This window comes from Streptomyces sannanensis, assembly GCF_039536205.1.
Taxonomy (GTDB): domain Bacteria; phylum Actinomycetota; class Actinomycetes; order Streptomycetales; family Streptomycetaceae; genus Streptomyces; species Streptomyces sannanensis.
Genome location: NZ_BAAAYL010000001.1, coordinates 2597820 through 2613883 on the forward strand (window position 1 = coordinate 2597820; position 16064 = coordinate 2613883).

General features: G+C 65.2%; 11 protein-coding genes. 10 read left to right on the forward strand and 1 reads right to left on the reverse strand.

Translation table 11 applies throughout. The features are described from left to right. The first annotated feature begins 61 nt into the window (after nucleotides 1-61). Nucleotides 62-193 (forward strand): hypothetical protein, encoded by a 132-nt coding sequence (locus ABD858_RS12210; RefSeq protein ID WP_345036504.1) that lies wholly within the window; start codon nucleotides 62-64, stop codon nucleotides 191-193. Here ABD858_RS12210 and ABD858_RS12215 read toward each other — a convergent pair whose 3' ends face one another. Continuing rightward, entirely contained in the window at nucleotides 194-973 is a 780-nt protein-coding gene (locus ABD858_RS12215; RefSeq protein ID WP_345036506.1) for a very short patch repair endonuclease, read from the reverse strand. It lies immediately after the preceding gene. Between the two features lie 422 nt (nucleotides 974-1395). Here ABD858_RS12215 and ABD858_RS12220 point away from each other — a divergent pair, with 422 nt between their 5' ends. The 9 genes from ABD858_RS12220 to ABD858_RS12260 all read left to right on the forward strand — a co-directional run bounded on the left by ABD858_RS12220 (nucleotide 1396) and on the right by ABD858_RS12260 (nucleotide 16031). After that, nucleotides 1396-1728 carry a CU044_2847 family protein gene (locus ABD858_RS12220; protein ID WP_345036508.1) on the forward strand — a complete coding sequence of 111 codons (333 nt, stop codon included), beginning with the start codon at nucleotides 1396-1398 and terminating at the stop codon, nucleotides 1726-1728. A gap of 44 nt (nucleotides 1729-1772) precedes the next feature. Further along, a complete protein-coding gene (locus tag ABD858_RS12225) occupies nucleotides 1773-5942 on the forward strand; it encodes an AAA family ATPase (protein WP_345036511.1) in 4170 nt (1389 codons plus the stop codon). 89 nt (nucleotides 5943-6031) lie between these two features. Then, nucleotides 6032-8590: a Z1 domain-containing protein gene (locus tag ABD858_RS12230; protein ID WP_345036513.1), complete on the forward strand. Its 2559-nt coding sequence runs from the start codon at nucleotides 6032-6034 to the stop codon at nucleotides 8588-8590. Then, nucleotides 8587-9612 carry a PD-(D/E)XK motif protein gene (locus ABD858_RS12235; RefSeq protein ID WP_345036515.1) on the forward strand — a complete coding sequence of 342 codons (1026 nt, stop codon included), beginning with the start codon at nucleotides 8587-8589 and terminating at the stop codon, nucleotides 9610-9612. The genes ABD858_RS12230 and ABD858_RS12235 overlap by 4 nt, the downstream gene beginning before the upstream one ends. After that, a complete protein-coding gene (locus tag ABD858_RS12240) occupies nucleotides 9609-11603 on the forward strand; it encodes a hypothetical protein (protein ID WP_345036517.1) in 1995 nt (664 codons plus the stop codon). The genes ABD858_RS12235 and ABD858_RS12240 overlap by 4 nt, the downstream gene beginning before the upstream one ends. Before the next feature lie 89 nt (nucleotides 11604-11692). Continuing rightward, a complete protein-coding gene (locus tag ABD858_RS12245) occupies nucleotides 11693-12499 on the forward strand; it encodes a hypothetical protein (RefSeq protein WP_345036519.1) in 807 nt (268 codons plus the stop codon). Next, nucleotides 12496-14316: a DNA cytosine methyltransferase gene (locus tag ABD858_RS12250; RefSeq protein WP_345036521.1), complete on the forward strand. Its 1821-nt coding sequence runs from the start codon at nucleotides 12496-12498 to the stop codon at nucleotides 14314-14316. Before ABD858_RS12245 ends, ABD858_RS12250 begins: the two co-directional genes overlap by 4 nt. Nucleotides 14317-14449: 133 nt before the next feature. Beyond that, nucleotides 14450-15556 (forward strand): DNA cytosine methyltransferase, encoded by a 1107-nt coding sequence (locus tag ABD858_RS12255; RefSeq protein ID WP_345036523.1) that lies wholly within the window; start codon nucleotides 14450-14452, stop codon nucleotides 15554-15556. A 280-nt stretch (nucleotides 15557-15836) separates the two neighbouring features. Continuing rightward, complete coding sequence (locus ABD858_RS12260; RefSeq protein WP_345036525.1) at nucleotides 15837-16031, forward strand: hypothetical protein; 195 nt, start codon at nucleotides 15837-15839, stop codon at nucleotides 16029-16031. Nucleotides 16032-16064: the final 33 nt, after the last annotated feature.

The following is a 16064-nucleotide window of genomic DNA, read 5'->3' on the forward strand; positions in this document are numbered from 1 at the left end:
CAGCGCCATCCGGCAGGACGAGGGCCTGCTGCCCAGGACGGGCACGGGTCCATGTCCACCGATGGGGATCATCGTCGCAGCCAGCCTCTCGGTCGGTTCGCGGATCACCGCCTTCACTGACGGCGACGGCAGGATCGTCCTGCGGCGAGAGGCCACTGCCGTCGACGACCTGGTGAACGGTCGTCCTCTCTGATCACTTCACCGTGGAGGCATGCAGGCGCTCAGTGGTGACCGCCTCGATAATCTGTCGAGCGGCATCCTCTGCCGGAACGTGCTCCCAGAACCGGAGCACCTTCCAACCGGCCTGCTCGAGCAACCGCACGGTCTCCGCATCCCGAGCCTTGTTCCCCTCGATCTTCCGAGCCCAGAAGTCGCGGTTCGTCGTGGGTACGGTCCGATGCTCCGTACATCCGTGCCAGTAGCAGCCGTCCACGAAGACCGCGACCTTCACCTTCGTGAATACGATGTCCGCAGTGCGACGGAGTGGCGGAATCGGCCGAATCGAAACCCGGTACCGGAGCCCCTCTCGGTGCAAGAGCGATCGGAGCCGCAGCTCGGGCTTCGTGTTCTTCCCCTTGTTCGCTTGCATCGACTTCCGGGTGCCGGGAGATGACGCCCACGAGCCCTCTGCAACCGGCGCACTCGAGAGCAGCCCGGACGCTTCCGCCAACCGCCAACCTTCACGTAGGTTTTCGGCGCGAGTGGGGCGGTCGACCTCCCCGAGCGGAACGCGGGTCGAGTGGCCGTCGACGGACCACCGGAGCACGGCTCCCACCCGCCCGGTGCGGCTGGATCCGTTCAGTACGACGGTAGCCGACCGGAGACGCCCTCCACCGACATCCACCAGCCGCCGCTTGGCGCCGCCAGCTGCACGGTCCTGCTCCCGCGATCGCTGTGCTCTGTCGAGTCCCTGGCGCGGCCGCCACGAGCGGTCGGACATGGCCTTCTCTGACGACCTGCTCGTGCTCTTCACTACTACTGGCCTCCCCCAGCTGTCGAGAATACGTTTTGATTCCGACAATACGGGCCGTGGGGCAGATGGCGTTCCATGGGCGACCCCGATCCACGGGAAACCGCCGGGCCGCAGGTGGAGCAGCATCCATACGTGTCGGCGTACCCGCCGCCGCACCTTCGCGATCTTCATCCGGGTCTTGTCGTCCAGTCCGGCCGGCGGCGCATCGTCGAGTCCGAGACCGCAGGCCCGAACAGGCCCTGGTGGGGGAGCTGGAGCTGCTCGGCCTCCAGCACACTCCGCGCCCCCTCTCGAAACCCTCACCGAACACTACGTTCAGGAACAAAACGTCCGCTGCTTCGAGCGCCATATGCCATCGGCTCTGTGCAATCCGGGAGTTGCCGGTACCGTCTTCGCGACAGAGAGCTAGCGAAGGGGGGCCCGTGGAGTCTCAGGTGGTGTCGTACGAGCTGGACTCGGGCACGGTTGTGCAGTTCGAGATCGAGCCGACGGGTGGGTACCAGCCGGTCGGCGCCGAACAGATTCTCGGCCGGGTCCAGGAGGCCATGCAGCCTGCCGTCGAGGCCGCGCGAACCGTATTGGATCAGGTTGCGAGGCTTCGCCCGTCGGAGGTCGAGGTGTCCTTCGGGATCAAGGTGAACGGTTCGGCCAACTGGGTCGTCGCGAAGGCCGCCACGGAGGCCAACTTCGGTGTAAAGCTCATATGGCGACCCGGCACCGACCAGGACGGAGACGAGGTCGGCAGTCAGGGATGAACGTGGCATCCCCGAGCGGTCACGAACCGCGGGTGGACGGTTGGGTGGCAGCCGTCCACCGCACCGAACTCGACCACAATCCGATCGGCTCGGGATTTCTCGTTGACGCCTATCGGGTGCTGACCTGCGCCCACGTGGCCTTCTCCCAGCACGAGCTGCAGACATCACTGTGGGTGGCGTTCCCGAAGGCCGATGAGCTAATGCACCGTCGGATCAAGGTGGACCGAGTGGTGGCGCCCGATCCGGCTGCCCGACAGGTGAAGGACGTCGCAGTTCTGATCCTTGAGGAGGCTGTGCCCGAGGAGTTCGCCGCACCGTTGCGGCGGCCGAGGCCAGGTGATCTCGTCGGCAGCTCGTGGTGGTCCTTCGGCTTCTCCGAAGGCCTTCTCGGGGAGTCGGCGGATGGCCGCGTCGGCGAATCGATCTCCTACGGTTGGGTCCGCCTGGATACCGGCCGCCGCTCGGTCCGCCCCGGCGACAGCGGCGCCGCACTTTGGTCGGCGGACCATCAGGCCGTCGTCGGAATGGTGGGGCAGGCACGGGCGGATGGAAACGGGGCCCGCGCGCTGACCATGTGGGCTATCACCGATTGCCTGCCGGACGAAAAACTACAGCTGCTTACTGACTGGGCCGTCGAAAACGCGGGCGATGCCGCGCTGTCCGAGTGGGGTTGGGTCCTCACTCGAGACCCCGAGGCGGGCCGACACTGGCGTCCCCGTGCACGCGGTGTGAGTACGGATGCCGAGCGAGGCTTCCGCTTCCGTGGCCGTAGGGCGGCGCTGACGACGATCGCTGACTGGATCACCCGATCGACTGGTGATCACCGACAGGTCCTCGTGGTAACCGGTTCCCCCGGAGTCGGGAAGTCCGCGGTATTGGGCCGCGTCGTCACCACCGCCGATCCGCGGATCGCAGCAACTCTGCCCCCCGAGGACGACGTCGTTCGAGCCCCAGAAGGATCCGTGGCATGCGCGGTTCACGCGAGAGGCAAGACCGCTCTAGACGCGGCTCACGAGATCGCCTCCGCCGCCGCCGCCGGCCTTCCGGACGACGTGAAGGACTTGCCCCTTCTGATGCGGAACGCGCTGGAAGGACGGCCTCCGGGAACCTTCGCCATCGTGCTCGACGCCCTTGATGAAGCGGCAACGCCCGAAGACGCGAGGGCGATCATGAGGGGCATCGCGATTCCGCTCGCGGAGACGTGTGCCGACCTCGGAGTGACAGTCGTGGTCGGCAGCCGACGTGTGGACGGAGAGGGAGATCTCATCGCGCCATTCGGCGGGGCCGTCGAACTTCTGGACCTCGACAGTCCGAGATTCTTCGCACAAGAGGACCTGGTCGCTTATACGTTAGCAACCCTTCAACTGCTTGGCGACGAACGCTCGGACAATCCGTACAACGAACGAGGCACAGCCGACGCGATCGCTGAACGGATCGCTGGCATTGCACAGGGCAACTTCCTGATCGCCGGCCTGGTCGCGCGTTCTCATGGCATGCACGACCGCACCGCGATCGACCCGACGTCGATCTCCTTCACGCCGACCGTCGACGCCGCCCTTCGGGACTACCTCACTTTCTTGCCGCCTCTCGACGGCATTCCGGCGGATGACGTGCTTACCGCGCTGGCCTATGCGGAGTCACCAGGGATGACGTTCGATCTCTGGCGCACCGCAGTGGGGGCTCTCACCGGTCGTACTCCGGCTTTGAAAGACTTGCAGGAGTTCGCCCGCGCCTCTGCGGCGAACTTCCTGATTGAGTCGAGTGATGCCGCCGCCCAAGAGAGTTCCCTCAGGCTATTCCACCAGGCACTGAACGACGCGCTCGTCGGTAATCGCGCCGTGACCGAGATGAAGGTTGCCGACGAGCGGGCCATCGCCCTCGCCTTACAGCATGTGGGGAACGACATCGGCTGGGAACGCGTCCCTGGTTACCTTCTGCAGGCATTGCCCGACCACGCCGTCCGGGGTGGCGCCATCGATAACCTACTCGAGGACGACTCCTATCCCCTTTACGCCGACCTACGTCGACTGATCCCGGCCGCGAAGGTCCCATTGTCGGCCGCCGGACGTGCCCGCAGCCGATTGCTGCGCATGACCCCGCAGGCGCTGGACGCGATGCCCGAGGAGCGGGTAGCCCTGTTCAGCGTCACGGAGGCGCGGGAGCGCCTGGGCCACACGTACCGCGATGCCGAGTTGCGCGCGCCGTACCGGGCAGTCTGGGCCGCCGGGTCACCTCATCTCGAGGAGACCGTTCTCGAAGGCCACGGTGACTGGATCAACGCCGTGTGCGTGCTTCCGACGGCGGGCCGCACCATACTCGCCAGTGCCGCAAACGACGGTACCGTACGTCTCTGGAACCTCGATACCGGAGACCAACTTCGAGTACTCGAAGGCTACAAGGGGTCGGTTCAGACCCTGTGTGCCGTCTCGGTGAAGGGGCGGTGGCTTCTCGCGACCGCCGGGAGCGATTCAGTGGTTCGAATCCAGGATCCCGAGTCCGGCATGATTCTGCGCGCCCTCGAAGGGCACACCGGAGCGGTCAGGGCCATGCTTGCGGTTCAGACGTCCGACCGGCCGCTGCTCGTCACCGCCGGAAACGACTCCTCGGTCCGTCTATGGGATCCGGCGTCCGGTGAGTTGGTGCACGTGCTCGAAGGACACGACGGTTGGGTCAACGCCGTATGCGCCGTCTCGGTCGAAGGCCGGTCGCTCCTCGTGACCGCCGGGAACGACTCTGTGGTTCGCTTGTGGGATCCGGAGTCTGGCACCGGACGCGGACATCTGGAAAGACAGGCCGGTCCGGTGTTGGCGGTGTGTGCCGTTGACTTGAGGGACCGAACGCTGCTCGTCACCGCCGGAAACGACTCCTCGGTCCGTCTATGGGATCCGGCGTCCGGTGAGTCGGTGCACGTGCTCGAAGGACACGACGGTTGGGTCAACGCCGTATGCGCCGTCTCGGTCGAAGGCCGGTCGCTCCTCGTGACCGTCGGTGACGACTCTGTGGTTCGTGTGTGGGATCCGGCGGCAGGTGTGACCTCCAGAGGACTTAAAGGCCACACCGGTCGGGTGTTGGCGGTGTGTGCCGTCTCGGTTGGAGGTCAGCCGCTAGTCGTGACCGCAGGTGACGATTCCATGGTTCGTGTGTGGGACCCCAAGGAGGGTGCGGCTTCCAGCGGACTCGATGGCCCCACCGGTCGGGTGTCGGCGGTGTGTGCCGTCTCGGTTGGAGATCAGCCGCTAGTCGTGACCGCCGGACACGATGCCGGCGTCCAGTTGTGGGATCCGGAGGCCGGCACGGTCCGGCGAACCCTTGAAGGTCGCACCGGCCGAATCAGAGGTCTCTGCGCCCTTTCCACGCGGGATCGCAGCTTGCTCATCACGGCTGGCGATCGTACGGTCCGAATTCGGGACGCGGATACCGGTGAGATTCTGCGCAGCTTTGAAGGGCACCCAGACGGAATCAATGCCCTCTGTGCGGTGCCGATCGGTGAGCGGACGCTTTTCACCACTGCCGGCGACGACCGCATCGTCCGCCTGTGGGACCCCGTTCGTCTGTGTGACTCCGAGGACGTCGAATCCTCGCGAACCTTCGACAACGAAACCGTGCGGGTGAGTGCGGTATGCGGGCTCTCGGCGGCTGGCCGAACCCTGCTCGCGGCGGCCGGCGAGCGGCGCGCCGCGGACGGTGGCGGGACGGTAGTTCACCTGTGGGACCTGGACTCCAGCACTATGCTGTGGAGCTTCGAGGGCCACACCAAGGCAATCAACGCCATATGCTCCGTGCCGCTGGGCCATCGCAGCCTGATCGCCTCCGTCGGTGAAGATCGCACGGTTCGCCTATGGGACCCCGAGACCGGCGAAGCGGTTTCGGTTTACGAGGGCCACACGAGCCGTGTAAACGCTGTCCGGGCGATCACGATGGGCGAGCGGACCCTTCTTGCGACTGCGGGAGAGGATCATACGGTCCGGTTCTGGGATCCCTTCGGTTCGCACACGGTGCGGATAATTCCTGTTCGTTCGCCTGCGCTTTCCATCGAAGAGGTCGACGGGATGATCGTAATCGGCCTGAACGACGGGGTCATAGTAATTTCCATCAGCCATGATGCGGTATTTCTGACGAATAAACCACGATCATCAGGCTTACACCTCGCTACGCATCGGAACACGCATGGTCTAGCCGATGAAACCTGGAGGCGCATCGATGACGAATCGTAGCAGGTATTCGCGGTGCGCTAAGATCGCGACGGCGCCGACTTCGAATAATGTTGACTTTATTGAACGAGATCGGGGAGCGGTCGATACCCATGGCCGATGAATTCGACGGAATGTACGACACGTTCAAGGCGCTTCTTGACACATTCACTCCGGCAGACTCGATTAAGCGGCTGGAGCAGTTCGGCATCGGCCCCGATATAATCCAGCGGATTCGAGACCAGCACGAGCGGGATGCGATTCGAGTCAGGGAGCTCGAGGAACCGCATGTCGTCGAAAGTGGGAACCGCGAAACCTGGTACACGGGCCCGCAGCCCAAGGATAAGTGCTGGCCGGCGATCGTAAACCTGCTCCGGAAAGACAGCTGGTCGGAGCAGTCGGTCAAGAGTCTTGACGACTCCTCCTACCGCATCGTGTCGCTGCTCAACCACCCTCGGGAGAGGTCCTTTTCTACGCGCGGCCTTGTCGTCGGTTACGTGCAGTCCGGCAAGACGACCAACTTCACGTCGGTTATGGCGAAGGCCGCAGACCGTGGCTACAAGCTGTTCATCGTCCTGGCGGGCGTCCACAACGGCCTTCGCCGCCAAACGCAGATGCGACTGATCCAGCAGCTCGTGGAGCCGAATCCCACCTTGTGGTCCCAGCTGACCGGGCTCGACAAGGACTTCACGCCACAGGAGAATCCGGCCTCGTATTTCGGCAAGAACAACAAGACGCACGTGCTGTGTGTGGTAAAAAAGAACGCCACGGTGCTGCGCAAGCTCGCTCGTTGGCTCGATCAGGCGTCGGAGTACCTGCAGGACTGCCCGGCACTGATCATCGACGACGAGGCAGATCAGGCGACCGTGGCGACGAAGTCGATCAACCCGCTGATCCTGAGCATCATGGAGAGTCTGCCGAAGTGCGGATATCTCGGCTACACGGCCTCTCCCTTCGCCAACCTGCTGATCGACCCGAGTGCCGAGGACCTGTATCCCAAGGATTTCGTGGTCAACCTGCCGAAGCCTGCCGGTCATTTCGGCACAGAGGTCCTGTTCGGGCGCTATGCGCTCGACGATGAGGATCCGGAGCAGGTCGACGACGGCTACGACATGATCCGGTCGATTCCCGAGGAAGACGTGTCGTACGTGCGGCCGGTCTCGAAGGCTGACGTCGACGGCTTCGTGCCGGTCATCACCGACACCCTTCGCGAGGCCGTCGAGTACTTCTGGCTGGCCACGGCCGCGCGACGCGTGCGTGACACGGGGAATCCGCATAACACGATGCTGATCCATACCAGCGTCAACACGGCAGTACACAACAGCTTCGAGCGACCGCTGGAGCGGCTGCGGGAACGTTCTGCGGCGAACTTGGCGGACCCCGGGTTCGTTGCTCGGCTGCGCGGCCTGTGGGATCGAGAGACCGCCCGCGTCGCAGCCGAGAATTTCCACGAGACGAAGGTGGAGTTCGACCACCTGCTTCCGAAGCTCCCGGGTGTCCTTGCGAGCTGCCGGATCATCATGGACAACTCCAGCAGTGAGGCCCGACTGGACTATGAGAACGGTCCGGTCGTGGCAATCGCAGTGGGCGGTAATACCCTCTCGAGGGGACTGACCCTTGAAGGCCTGTCGGTCAGCTACTTCGTCCGCTCCGTGTCGGCGTACGACACGCTTCTACAGATGGGGCGCTGGTTCGGGTTCCGGAACGGATACGCGGACCTGCCGCGTATCTGGATGACCGATGAGCTTGCCGAGTGGTTCCGCCACATCGCCACCGTCGAGACGGAGATGCGCCGAGACATCAACGTCTACATGACGGAGGACGAGACACCGCTCACCTTCGCCGTGCGTCTTCGCACGCATCCGGCCATGCGTGTCACCGCGGCCGCCAAGATGCGGGATGCCGTCATGGCTGCCTCCGCATATGGCGGCAGGCGTGTTCAGACCCACTACTTCCACACCAATGCCGACTGGCTGAGAGACAATCTCGCTGCCGCCCGCAAACTGGTGGACGCGTCCAAGCGCAATGCGGTGCGGGTGGAGGAACGCCCCGAGGGGGGTCGCTTCATCTTCCGTGACGTGCCGCACGAGCTCGTGACGGATTTTCTGACGTCATATCGATTCCACGAGAAGTCCCAAGAGAACGACGGCGAGCTGATCGCGGACTACATCAAGAAGCGAGTACGCACGGCCAGCTCGTTGGGTAGGTGGAATGTCGCGATCGTCGGCCACCCCGACGGTACCAAGGATCAGCGTCTCAGCTTCGCCCCAGGCGTCACGGTCGGGCGCATCAGTCGCGCCCGCGTCGCCACCACCAACCCCACGCCTGACTTCGCCGACATCAAGACGCTGATGAGCCGCCGCGATGCCGCAGTCGATCTGGGAGGCGACACGGCCAAACTCGCGGAGAAGGAAATCAAGGCCGAGCGCCAGCGCCAGTTCCCCGACCACGGCTTGCTGGTCCTCTACCCGATCGACAAGGTCTCAACGCCCGAACCGTCCAAGCAACGGCGTGAGCCGCTGAACGCCGAAGAACACGTTATCGGCGTCGGCCTGGTCTTCCCGGAGCCGCGGGGCGAAGACAGCGCCGTGGCGAAATACATCTCCGCCGACCTCTCCGGGATCCAGATCGAGGACGAGGACTATAGCTTCCTCGACGGTGACGGCGCATGACCGACAGCGCGTTTCGAAGGGTGGTCGAACAACACTGGTCCGCTCTCGAAGGTGAACAGACCAGCGGTGAAAGGAACCTGCGGGTCTCCTACCTGCCCGTGAACACCGGAAGCGGTCCCTTGGCGGTGGGTGTCGATCACGACGGCCACCGCCACCTCCTCGTGCCGACCCACTCGCATCAGAAGGTCCGAGCGGGCCTGGACGGGCCTGTTCTTCGGCTGCGTAAGCGGCCCTTGGAGGACAAGGCGATCTATCAGACGTACGCCGACCTCGGATGCCTGCGAGGCGACCTTAACGACCTGTTCACGGAATTGTGCGTGGACGTTCTGGTCGTAGCCGAGAGCATGCCGCAAACCCCCGTCAAGGCTCTCTATCGCGTGCTCGACCGGTGGCGGGCACTGTTCCGCACGGAGAGCAAGCCGCTTGGGCCGGAACGGATTGCGGGCCTGTTCGGAGAGTTACTCCTCCTCACTCGGCTGCTGGAGCAAGACCCGAGTGCTCACCGGTTCTGGCACGGTCCGCACGGTCACCGCCACGACTTCTCGACGGCGACCACCGCCGTCGAGGTGAAGTCCACCACAGTTGGTGAGGGACGTAGACCACGGATCCACGGGCTCGACCAACTGGAGCCACCAGCAGGCGGTGTCCTCTGCCTGGCCTGGTTCCGCCTCCAACGAACCAGCGCGGACGGCATGGGCACCGGGTTCATCGAGTCGATTGAACGGGCGCTTCGGCTTTGCGACGACGAGAGCGCGCTACTCGAACTGCTCGCCGCGGCCGGTTACCACTCCTCCGACGCCCATCACTACCGCGACGTGCGCTTCGTGATCAGCAAGGAGACATGGTATCGAGTCGACGCCGAATTCCCCGGATTGACGAGCCAAGCCCTCGCGTCAGCAGGTGTCCCGGTGACGATTCTCGAGGTCGAGTACACGGTCGACCTGTCCGGAGAACATCCGGTGCCGCTGACGCACGACACCGTATCCAAGGTGATCGACACCATGATCCAGGAGTCCGTGTGACGGAGCCCCGCTGGTTGTCCCAGCCATTCCCGCCGGAAGGTGCAAGCGCGGCCGAAGGTATCCGTAACCAGCTCGGACGCCCCGAACTCGACCTGCTCACCATCTTGGTGCGGGAGTCCGCACAGAACAGTTGGGACGCGCGTCTGGAGGGCTCCTCCGAGCCGGTCGACTATCGAATCGACCTGGGGACAATCAGCCCTGCGCACGTACGCGAGTGGCGTGCGCTGCTTCTGGGCGGGGCTCCGATATCCGCTCACCTCCCGCTGCGGGAATCGCTGATGCGTGGCGTGGTCCGAGTGATGACGATCTCCGACCGGGGCACCCGAGGTCTTGGCGGACCCACCAGAGCCGACGATGCCATCGGCGACGACCGAGACTTCGTCTCGTTCATCCGCAACATCGGCGAACCGCGTAATACGGCTCTCGGTGGCGGAACTTACGGTTTCGGCAAAGGCATCTTCTATCTAGTCTCCAGATGCGGCACGATCCTGGTACACACGCGCTGCCGGACCGAGAAGGGCGGGTACGAGACCAGGCTCATCGGTTGTGCTCTGTGGAAGAGCTACGTCTCCTCAGGGCCTACCGGCGAACGTCGGTACACCGGCAGGCATTGGTGGGGCGATGCCTCGGGCCCGGCCGTCGAACCCCTTGTGGGGGCCGAGGCCGAGGTTACGGCCCGACGCCTCGGTCTCAAGCCGTTCGGTCCGGACGAGACGGGTACCACCATCGTGGTCATAGACCCTTCCCTTGAGGACCTCGAGCCCGAGGCAGCGGCCGACTACCTCGCGGAGACCGTGACCTGGCACCTGTGGCCGAAGATGATCGCCACTGGCACCGGACAGCCCGCGATGCGTTTCATCGTCGGTTGCGACGGCAGGAATCATCCGGTCCCCGACCCGCGGCAGACCCGCCCACTAGACATGTTCGTCGCCGCCTACGAGGCCATGCTCGGACCGAGCGGCACAAACATCGAGTGCCGCAAACCCAAGAAGCACCTCGGCAGGCTGGGCCTTGTCACACGGATCATCCCCGCCCTCGAACCCAGCAGCGCCTCCTGCCTGCTCGGAATCGAAGACCTCGTCCATCACGTTTGCCTCATGCGGCCAGCCGAGTTGGTCGTCACCTACTACCCCGGACCCAAGCCGCCGAGCGTGAACCAGGGCTACGCCGGCGTGTTCCGGGTAGACCCGGACATGGACGACGCGTACGCGAGGGCCGAACCACCGACGCACGACGCCTGGCACCCTCAGTCACTCGACTACCCAGATAGCACCTTCGTCCGAACGACGTTCCGGCGCATTCAAGAGCGGATCGACGGGCTGCTCGCACTTGGCGGGACCGCCCGCTCCGGTGCTGCCAAGGTCGCGCTGGGAGCAGCCAGTTCACTCTTCGCAGGGCTCGTGGGAGGCGCTTGGGGAATCGGCGGAGCCACCGACTACCACAGACCTGGCAACACGGCGACCCCCTCTTCGCGTGCTTCGGAGGTCGACGAACACGAGCTCCCTGAACCGATCGACCAAGGCCACCCCGCAGCGACCACCGGCTCGACCACCACCCACCCGATGTCATGGGAGTCCGGCTCGGCAGGCGATGCCGATGCGGGTGTCGCGCAGGTCCCCGGAGCAGCGGCTCCCGGTGGTGAGTCCTTTCGCCGTCGCCCGCGCGTGCAGTACCTCGGCGACCCCTACTATGACGACGGTTCCGACACCCCCGTTCTAGTACAGGAGTTCAGGTTGCCCGTACCTGGGCGCCAGCGTGTTCGCGCCGATCTGGCGGTCACTCTGCCGGGCAGCGGCGGACGAGAGTCCGATCCTCCCCTGGGCGCGCAAATGCCCGAGCTCGTCGGCTGGCAGGACGCCACGGGACGACTCCACACCGAGCCGTCGTTCGAGATCGACGGTGGTAACGCCGTCTGGCGAGCCGTAGTCCGTCCGGCTCCTGACACCATGACCGAGATCGACATCAAGGTCGAGGCGGTGAGGGCCCAATGAGCCGTCGGGCACTCCCGTATCGAATCCCGTCCGAAGACGTCGTCCAGGTCGACCCCTGGGACCTGATCACCGACGACGGCCACGCCCCCATGCCCGAGGCGCTGCCTGACTGGGACTACCAGATGGATCTGCACCTGCGTAGAACGGTCCGGATCGACCTGGACCGAGCACGCTCCCAGGCAGGACTCCCGCCCGAAGCCGTGCTCATGCTCGCCGCCGTTTGGACGGCCACCGGCTCCAACCTCAGCGGCCCGGCCCAACACGTCCGCCTATCGGGCAGCGGGTCGGCCACCATCTCGCTCGACATCCGGCTTCGAGGGTCCGATCTGGGTGGACTCCTTCTCTTGGACACGGCCCTTCTACTCGCTGAAGGCCAGAGCAACGGCCGTCCGTCCGCGCCGCGCCGCGCCGGATCGGTCCTGTGGAGCCACCGCGCGCCCCTGAGGCTTCAGGGCGATGCGCCGCAATTTCCGATGGCGGTGATCGACTTCGGACGGACCTCCTTTCCAGACGGTGCGGCCTGGCACCTGCAGATCAGCGGCAATCTGGAGAGCGCGACCATGGGCTCGCTGCTTCTACTGGTCAACGAGCGGAACACGGCCGTCGCCACTGCCTTCGAGAACGCGGGCAAGCCACGAGACATCGACAGGATCGTGCTGTCCGCGGTGTACGCTGACACCGCACGGACCATGATCGAACACGCGCTGTCACTTGACGAGTTCGTCGATGGCGCCGACTTCCCGGCCGAGTCCCTCGGGGTGACCCTGACGGTTCTGTTCGACCAACTCTTTCCCGGCCGCTCGATCAGTGACATGAGGCTACGCCGACAGCAGTCACCGAGCCTGTTCGCCTCGGAAGTCCAGGAAGCCGTGAAGATCTTCGAGGTGTCGCGATGAGCTATCTCTACCCCCGGCTGCTCGCCGACCAGGCTCGGCGCCTGTTCGATGAATACGGCCAACTCTCGCTTGCCCAGCTCACGAAGCGGAAGGCCACGTCCCACGACTCCGCCGTCTACGTCGCGACCGGAGGCGACCGGATCTCCGAGGCCCAACTCAACCGGTTGCGAGGCCTGGTGCTGGATCTCGCCGCGAATGCCGGATTTCCAGAGCCGGCCGGTCGCGCACGGAATGCCGAGTTCGACATCCGGCTCGCGGCCTTGTTGCACTCGGAGATGGGACTGGTCCCCGCCGAAGCCGCTGCGCGGGACGTGTGGGCCTTCCTGGCTTTGGTCCTGCTGCCGGACGTGGCCTACTGGCGCTATCCCCAACCACCCAAGGACCGCATCCTCGGCACGGATCTCACCCGACACGTCTTCGGTCGGCTGTGGTGGCGGGCTCAGCTCGTGCACTCCTCGGGGGACTCGGACCCCTACGGAGCAATCGGAATCCTCGGTGAGGCCGCCTTCGACCAGATCTATGCCCGGCGAGCGGCACTCGGCGGAAGCCCGCACACGGTGAAGGCCATCCTGCGGGTCTGGAACACACTCGATCTGCATGGCCTAAACGAACGCGAAGCTCTGCGCGACTTCCTCAAGAGAATGCTGCGACTCGCCCCGTTCGTTCTCTTCGACGGAATCGAGGAACATGCACTCGATGAGGAACTTCGGACCGTCGCACAGGGATCGGTGACAGCGCTGCTAAGAGTGTCCTTGCCGGAGTCCCCCTCGCCAGGAATATCGGATCAGGCCTCCGCGCCGGTCCCGTCGCAGTCCGCCGCCCGGTCAACGGGTGATGCTCAGCATGAGGCATCGTCACGGCTCTCCTCGCTGGAGATCTGCGCCGGGTCTGGAGCTCAGGCACTCGGGCTCGAACGCGCGGGCTTCGAGCCGATCCTCCTACTCGACCGCAACCCCAAAGCGTGCGCGACCATCTCCCTCAATCGCCCCCACTGGAACGTGCGCTGCAGCGAGATCGGGGACTTCGACCCTCTGCAGCACCGAGAGGCGCTACAGCTGGACCTGCTCAGCGGCGGCCTGCCTCGAATCAAGTCGGCAGCCGCAGGGCGCAGGGCCGACGACGAGGAGCCACGCAAGGTGCTCGAAGCCGCCCTGCGACTGGTGAACCTCCTCCGGCCCAAGGCAGTTCTCCTCGAGAACCTCGCCGACCTCGTCGCGAGTCCCGATTTCGCCGCTGACCGTTCCCGGATCGAAGCCGAGCTGGCGCAAGCCGGCTACCATTCGAACTGGGCGGTACTCGATGCCGCTGACTTCGGCGTGCCCCAGCACCGGAAAAGCGGATTCCTCGTCGCTCTCCTCGAACCTTTCAGTTCCGGTTTCTTCTGGCCGGAGCCCACCGGCACGCCCGCGCCGACCGTTGGTGAAGTGCTCGGTGCTTCCATGGCCAGCCACGGTTGGCCCGGTGCCGACACCTGGTCCGCGCGAGCCGATCGCGTGGCGCCCGCACTCGTAGGTGGCTCGGAGAACCGAGGCGGGGCGGACCTGGGCCCCACCGGAAGCAAGCGAGCCTGGAACGCTCTGGGAGTCGACGGCAACAGCCTGGCAGATGATCCCCCGGGCGCCGGCTTCCCGGCGGACGGGCACCCCAAGCTCACGGTGAGGCAGGCGGCGATGATCCAGGCGATCCCCGACGATTGGCAGCTCGCTGGCGGCAAGACAGCCGAGTACAGGCAGGTCGGCCATGCTCTGCCACCGCCGGTCGCCGAGGCCGTGGGCCGCGCGATCGCCTGCGCGCTCAAGGCTGCCGAGCGAGTATAGGCGGCGTCACCTGGCCATCCGGTTCGAAGAACCGATCCCGCCGGCTAGCATAGGGGCGATCTGTGTCCGCGACGACGGGAGAGCGGGCATGGACCGGAGCTCTCCCGCACCTCCAGAACCGCAAGGAAACCGCGTGCCTGCGCCCTTCAAGATCATCGACCTGTTCGCCGGCCCGGGAGGGCTGGACGTGGCAGCGCAGGCGCTCGGCGTTCCGGTCGTCGTCGGTATCGAGTGGGACGACGACGCCTGCGCTACACGCACGGCAGCCGGCCTCCCGACGAAAAACGGGGATGTACGCGATTTCAAGCCGAGCGATTTCGAAGACGCCAACGTGTTGGCCGGCGGGCCGCCGTGTCAGACCTTCACCGTCGCCGGGAACGGTGAAGGAAGGGCCGCGCTCGATCAGGTTCTTGAATTCGCGAATCGTTATGCTGCCGTGCAGCCGGGGCGCCACGACGAGGAGTTCGCGGCGATTCGCGACGACCTCAAGCAGCTCAGCGACGAACGTACCGGACTGGTCCTGGAACCGCTGCGGTGGGCACTTGAGGCGCTCATCGACGGACGGCCTTACCAGGCGATCGTCCTCGAACAGGTTCGTGCGGTACTCCCGGTCTGGCAGGCGTTCGGGGAGATCCTCAAGAGCAAGGGCTACACGGTAGCCGACCCGGAGATCCTCCACACCGAGGAGTTCGGGGTTCCTCAGACCCGTCGTCGCGCCATTCTGATTGCCCGCTGGGCGGGCGATGGCGCGAAGATCGAGGAGGCGCCGGAGATTCCCGAGCCTTCTCACCGACGTTACAGGAAGGGTGCCAATCGAAATTCGGGGAATTCATCCCGCCTTCCCTGGGTGACAATGCGGGAGGCGCTCGGGCGAACGGACTGCTTCGAGGTGGTCTCCAACTACGGCACCGGCGGTAACCCGAAGGCACGAGGACGACGCCGGTACGACGAGCCTTCCGCCACCGTGACCGGCAAGGGTTCACGCAACAAGCTCGACTGGCGTGGCCGGGACCTCGGGGTGTTCTCGCTCGCTGAGCTGGGTGTACTTCAAACGTTCCCCCGGGACTATCCGTGGCGACGCGAAAACGGCGACGACGTCGACGCTCCCGGTGCACGCAGCGTCATTGCCCAGCAGATTGGCAACGCCGTGCCGCCACGGCTGGGCATACATGTCCTCGCGTCCGCGCTCGGTTTGCACGAAGAGCTGGAAGCCGCGATCAAGCTCCAGTACGACTACTGAGCTCAGACCCTGTTGTGCTGGGCGTGCCCTCGCTCCCGTTCGGATGATCGGTCGGCTTCGGCGCTGGCCGTGTGCACGCTTCTCCTTATCGGGGCCGTGGTGGGCAGGCCGGTGGCCCGGCTGTCGCGTCGAGTGGTCAGCGTGACTCCGCTGCCGGTCCCTCTGATCTGAGGAACTGGCAGCGGAGGGCGCGCGATGTGGCCGCTGCCCGGCAGCTTGCCGCCGCACTCGGCTTGCAAGCCAGACGAACCACACGGGCTCCCAGATTCAGGACGCCTCGATGGTCTTGCCCCCTCTAGAAAGCGCAGCATCCATCGTGCTGCTGCGCGAGCAGCAGATCCAGATGGCAGACACGGTCATCGGCATCAACGGCCACACCGACACCAAGATGACGTCATACGCATCACGCTGGAACCGCACGAGTCCGGCATGCCTGATGACGCTGACGCTCTTCTCCGGGCGGGCCATTCGATAGCTGCCAGCAGTCCCGTCCAGACCGCTGCAGGCT

Excerpts from the sequence above, each read along its gene's own strand:
- ABD858_RS12250 (WP_345036521.1), top strand. The coding sequence starts at position 12,496 with ATGAGCTATCTCTACCCCCGGCTGCTCGCCGACCAGGCTCGGCGCCTG.
- ABD858_RS12235 (WP_345036515.1), top strand. The coding sequence starts at position 8,587 with ATGACCGACAGCGCGTTTCGAAGGGTGGTCGAACAACACTGGTCCGCT.
- ABD858_RS12210 (WP_345036504.1), top strand. The coding sequence starts at position 62 with ATGGGGATCATCGTCGCAGCCAGCCTCTCGGTCGGTTCGCGGATCACC.
- ABD858_RS12245 (WP_345036519.1), top strand. The coding sequence starts at position 11,693 with ATGCCCGAGGCGCTGCCTGACTGGGACTACCAGATGGATCTGCACCTG.
- ABD858_RS12260 (WP_345036525.1), top strand. The coding sequence starts at position 15,837 with ATGGTCTTGCCCCCTCTAGAAAGCGCAGCATCCATCGTGCTGCTGCGC.
- ABD858_RS12230 (WP_345036513.1), top strand. The coding sequence starts at position 6,032 with ATGGCCGATGAATTCGACGGAATGTACGACACGTTCAAGGCGCTTCTT.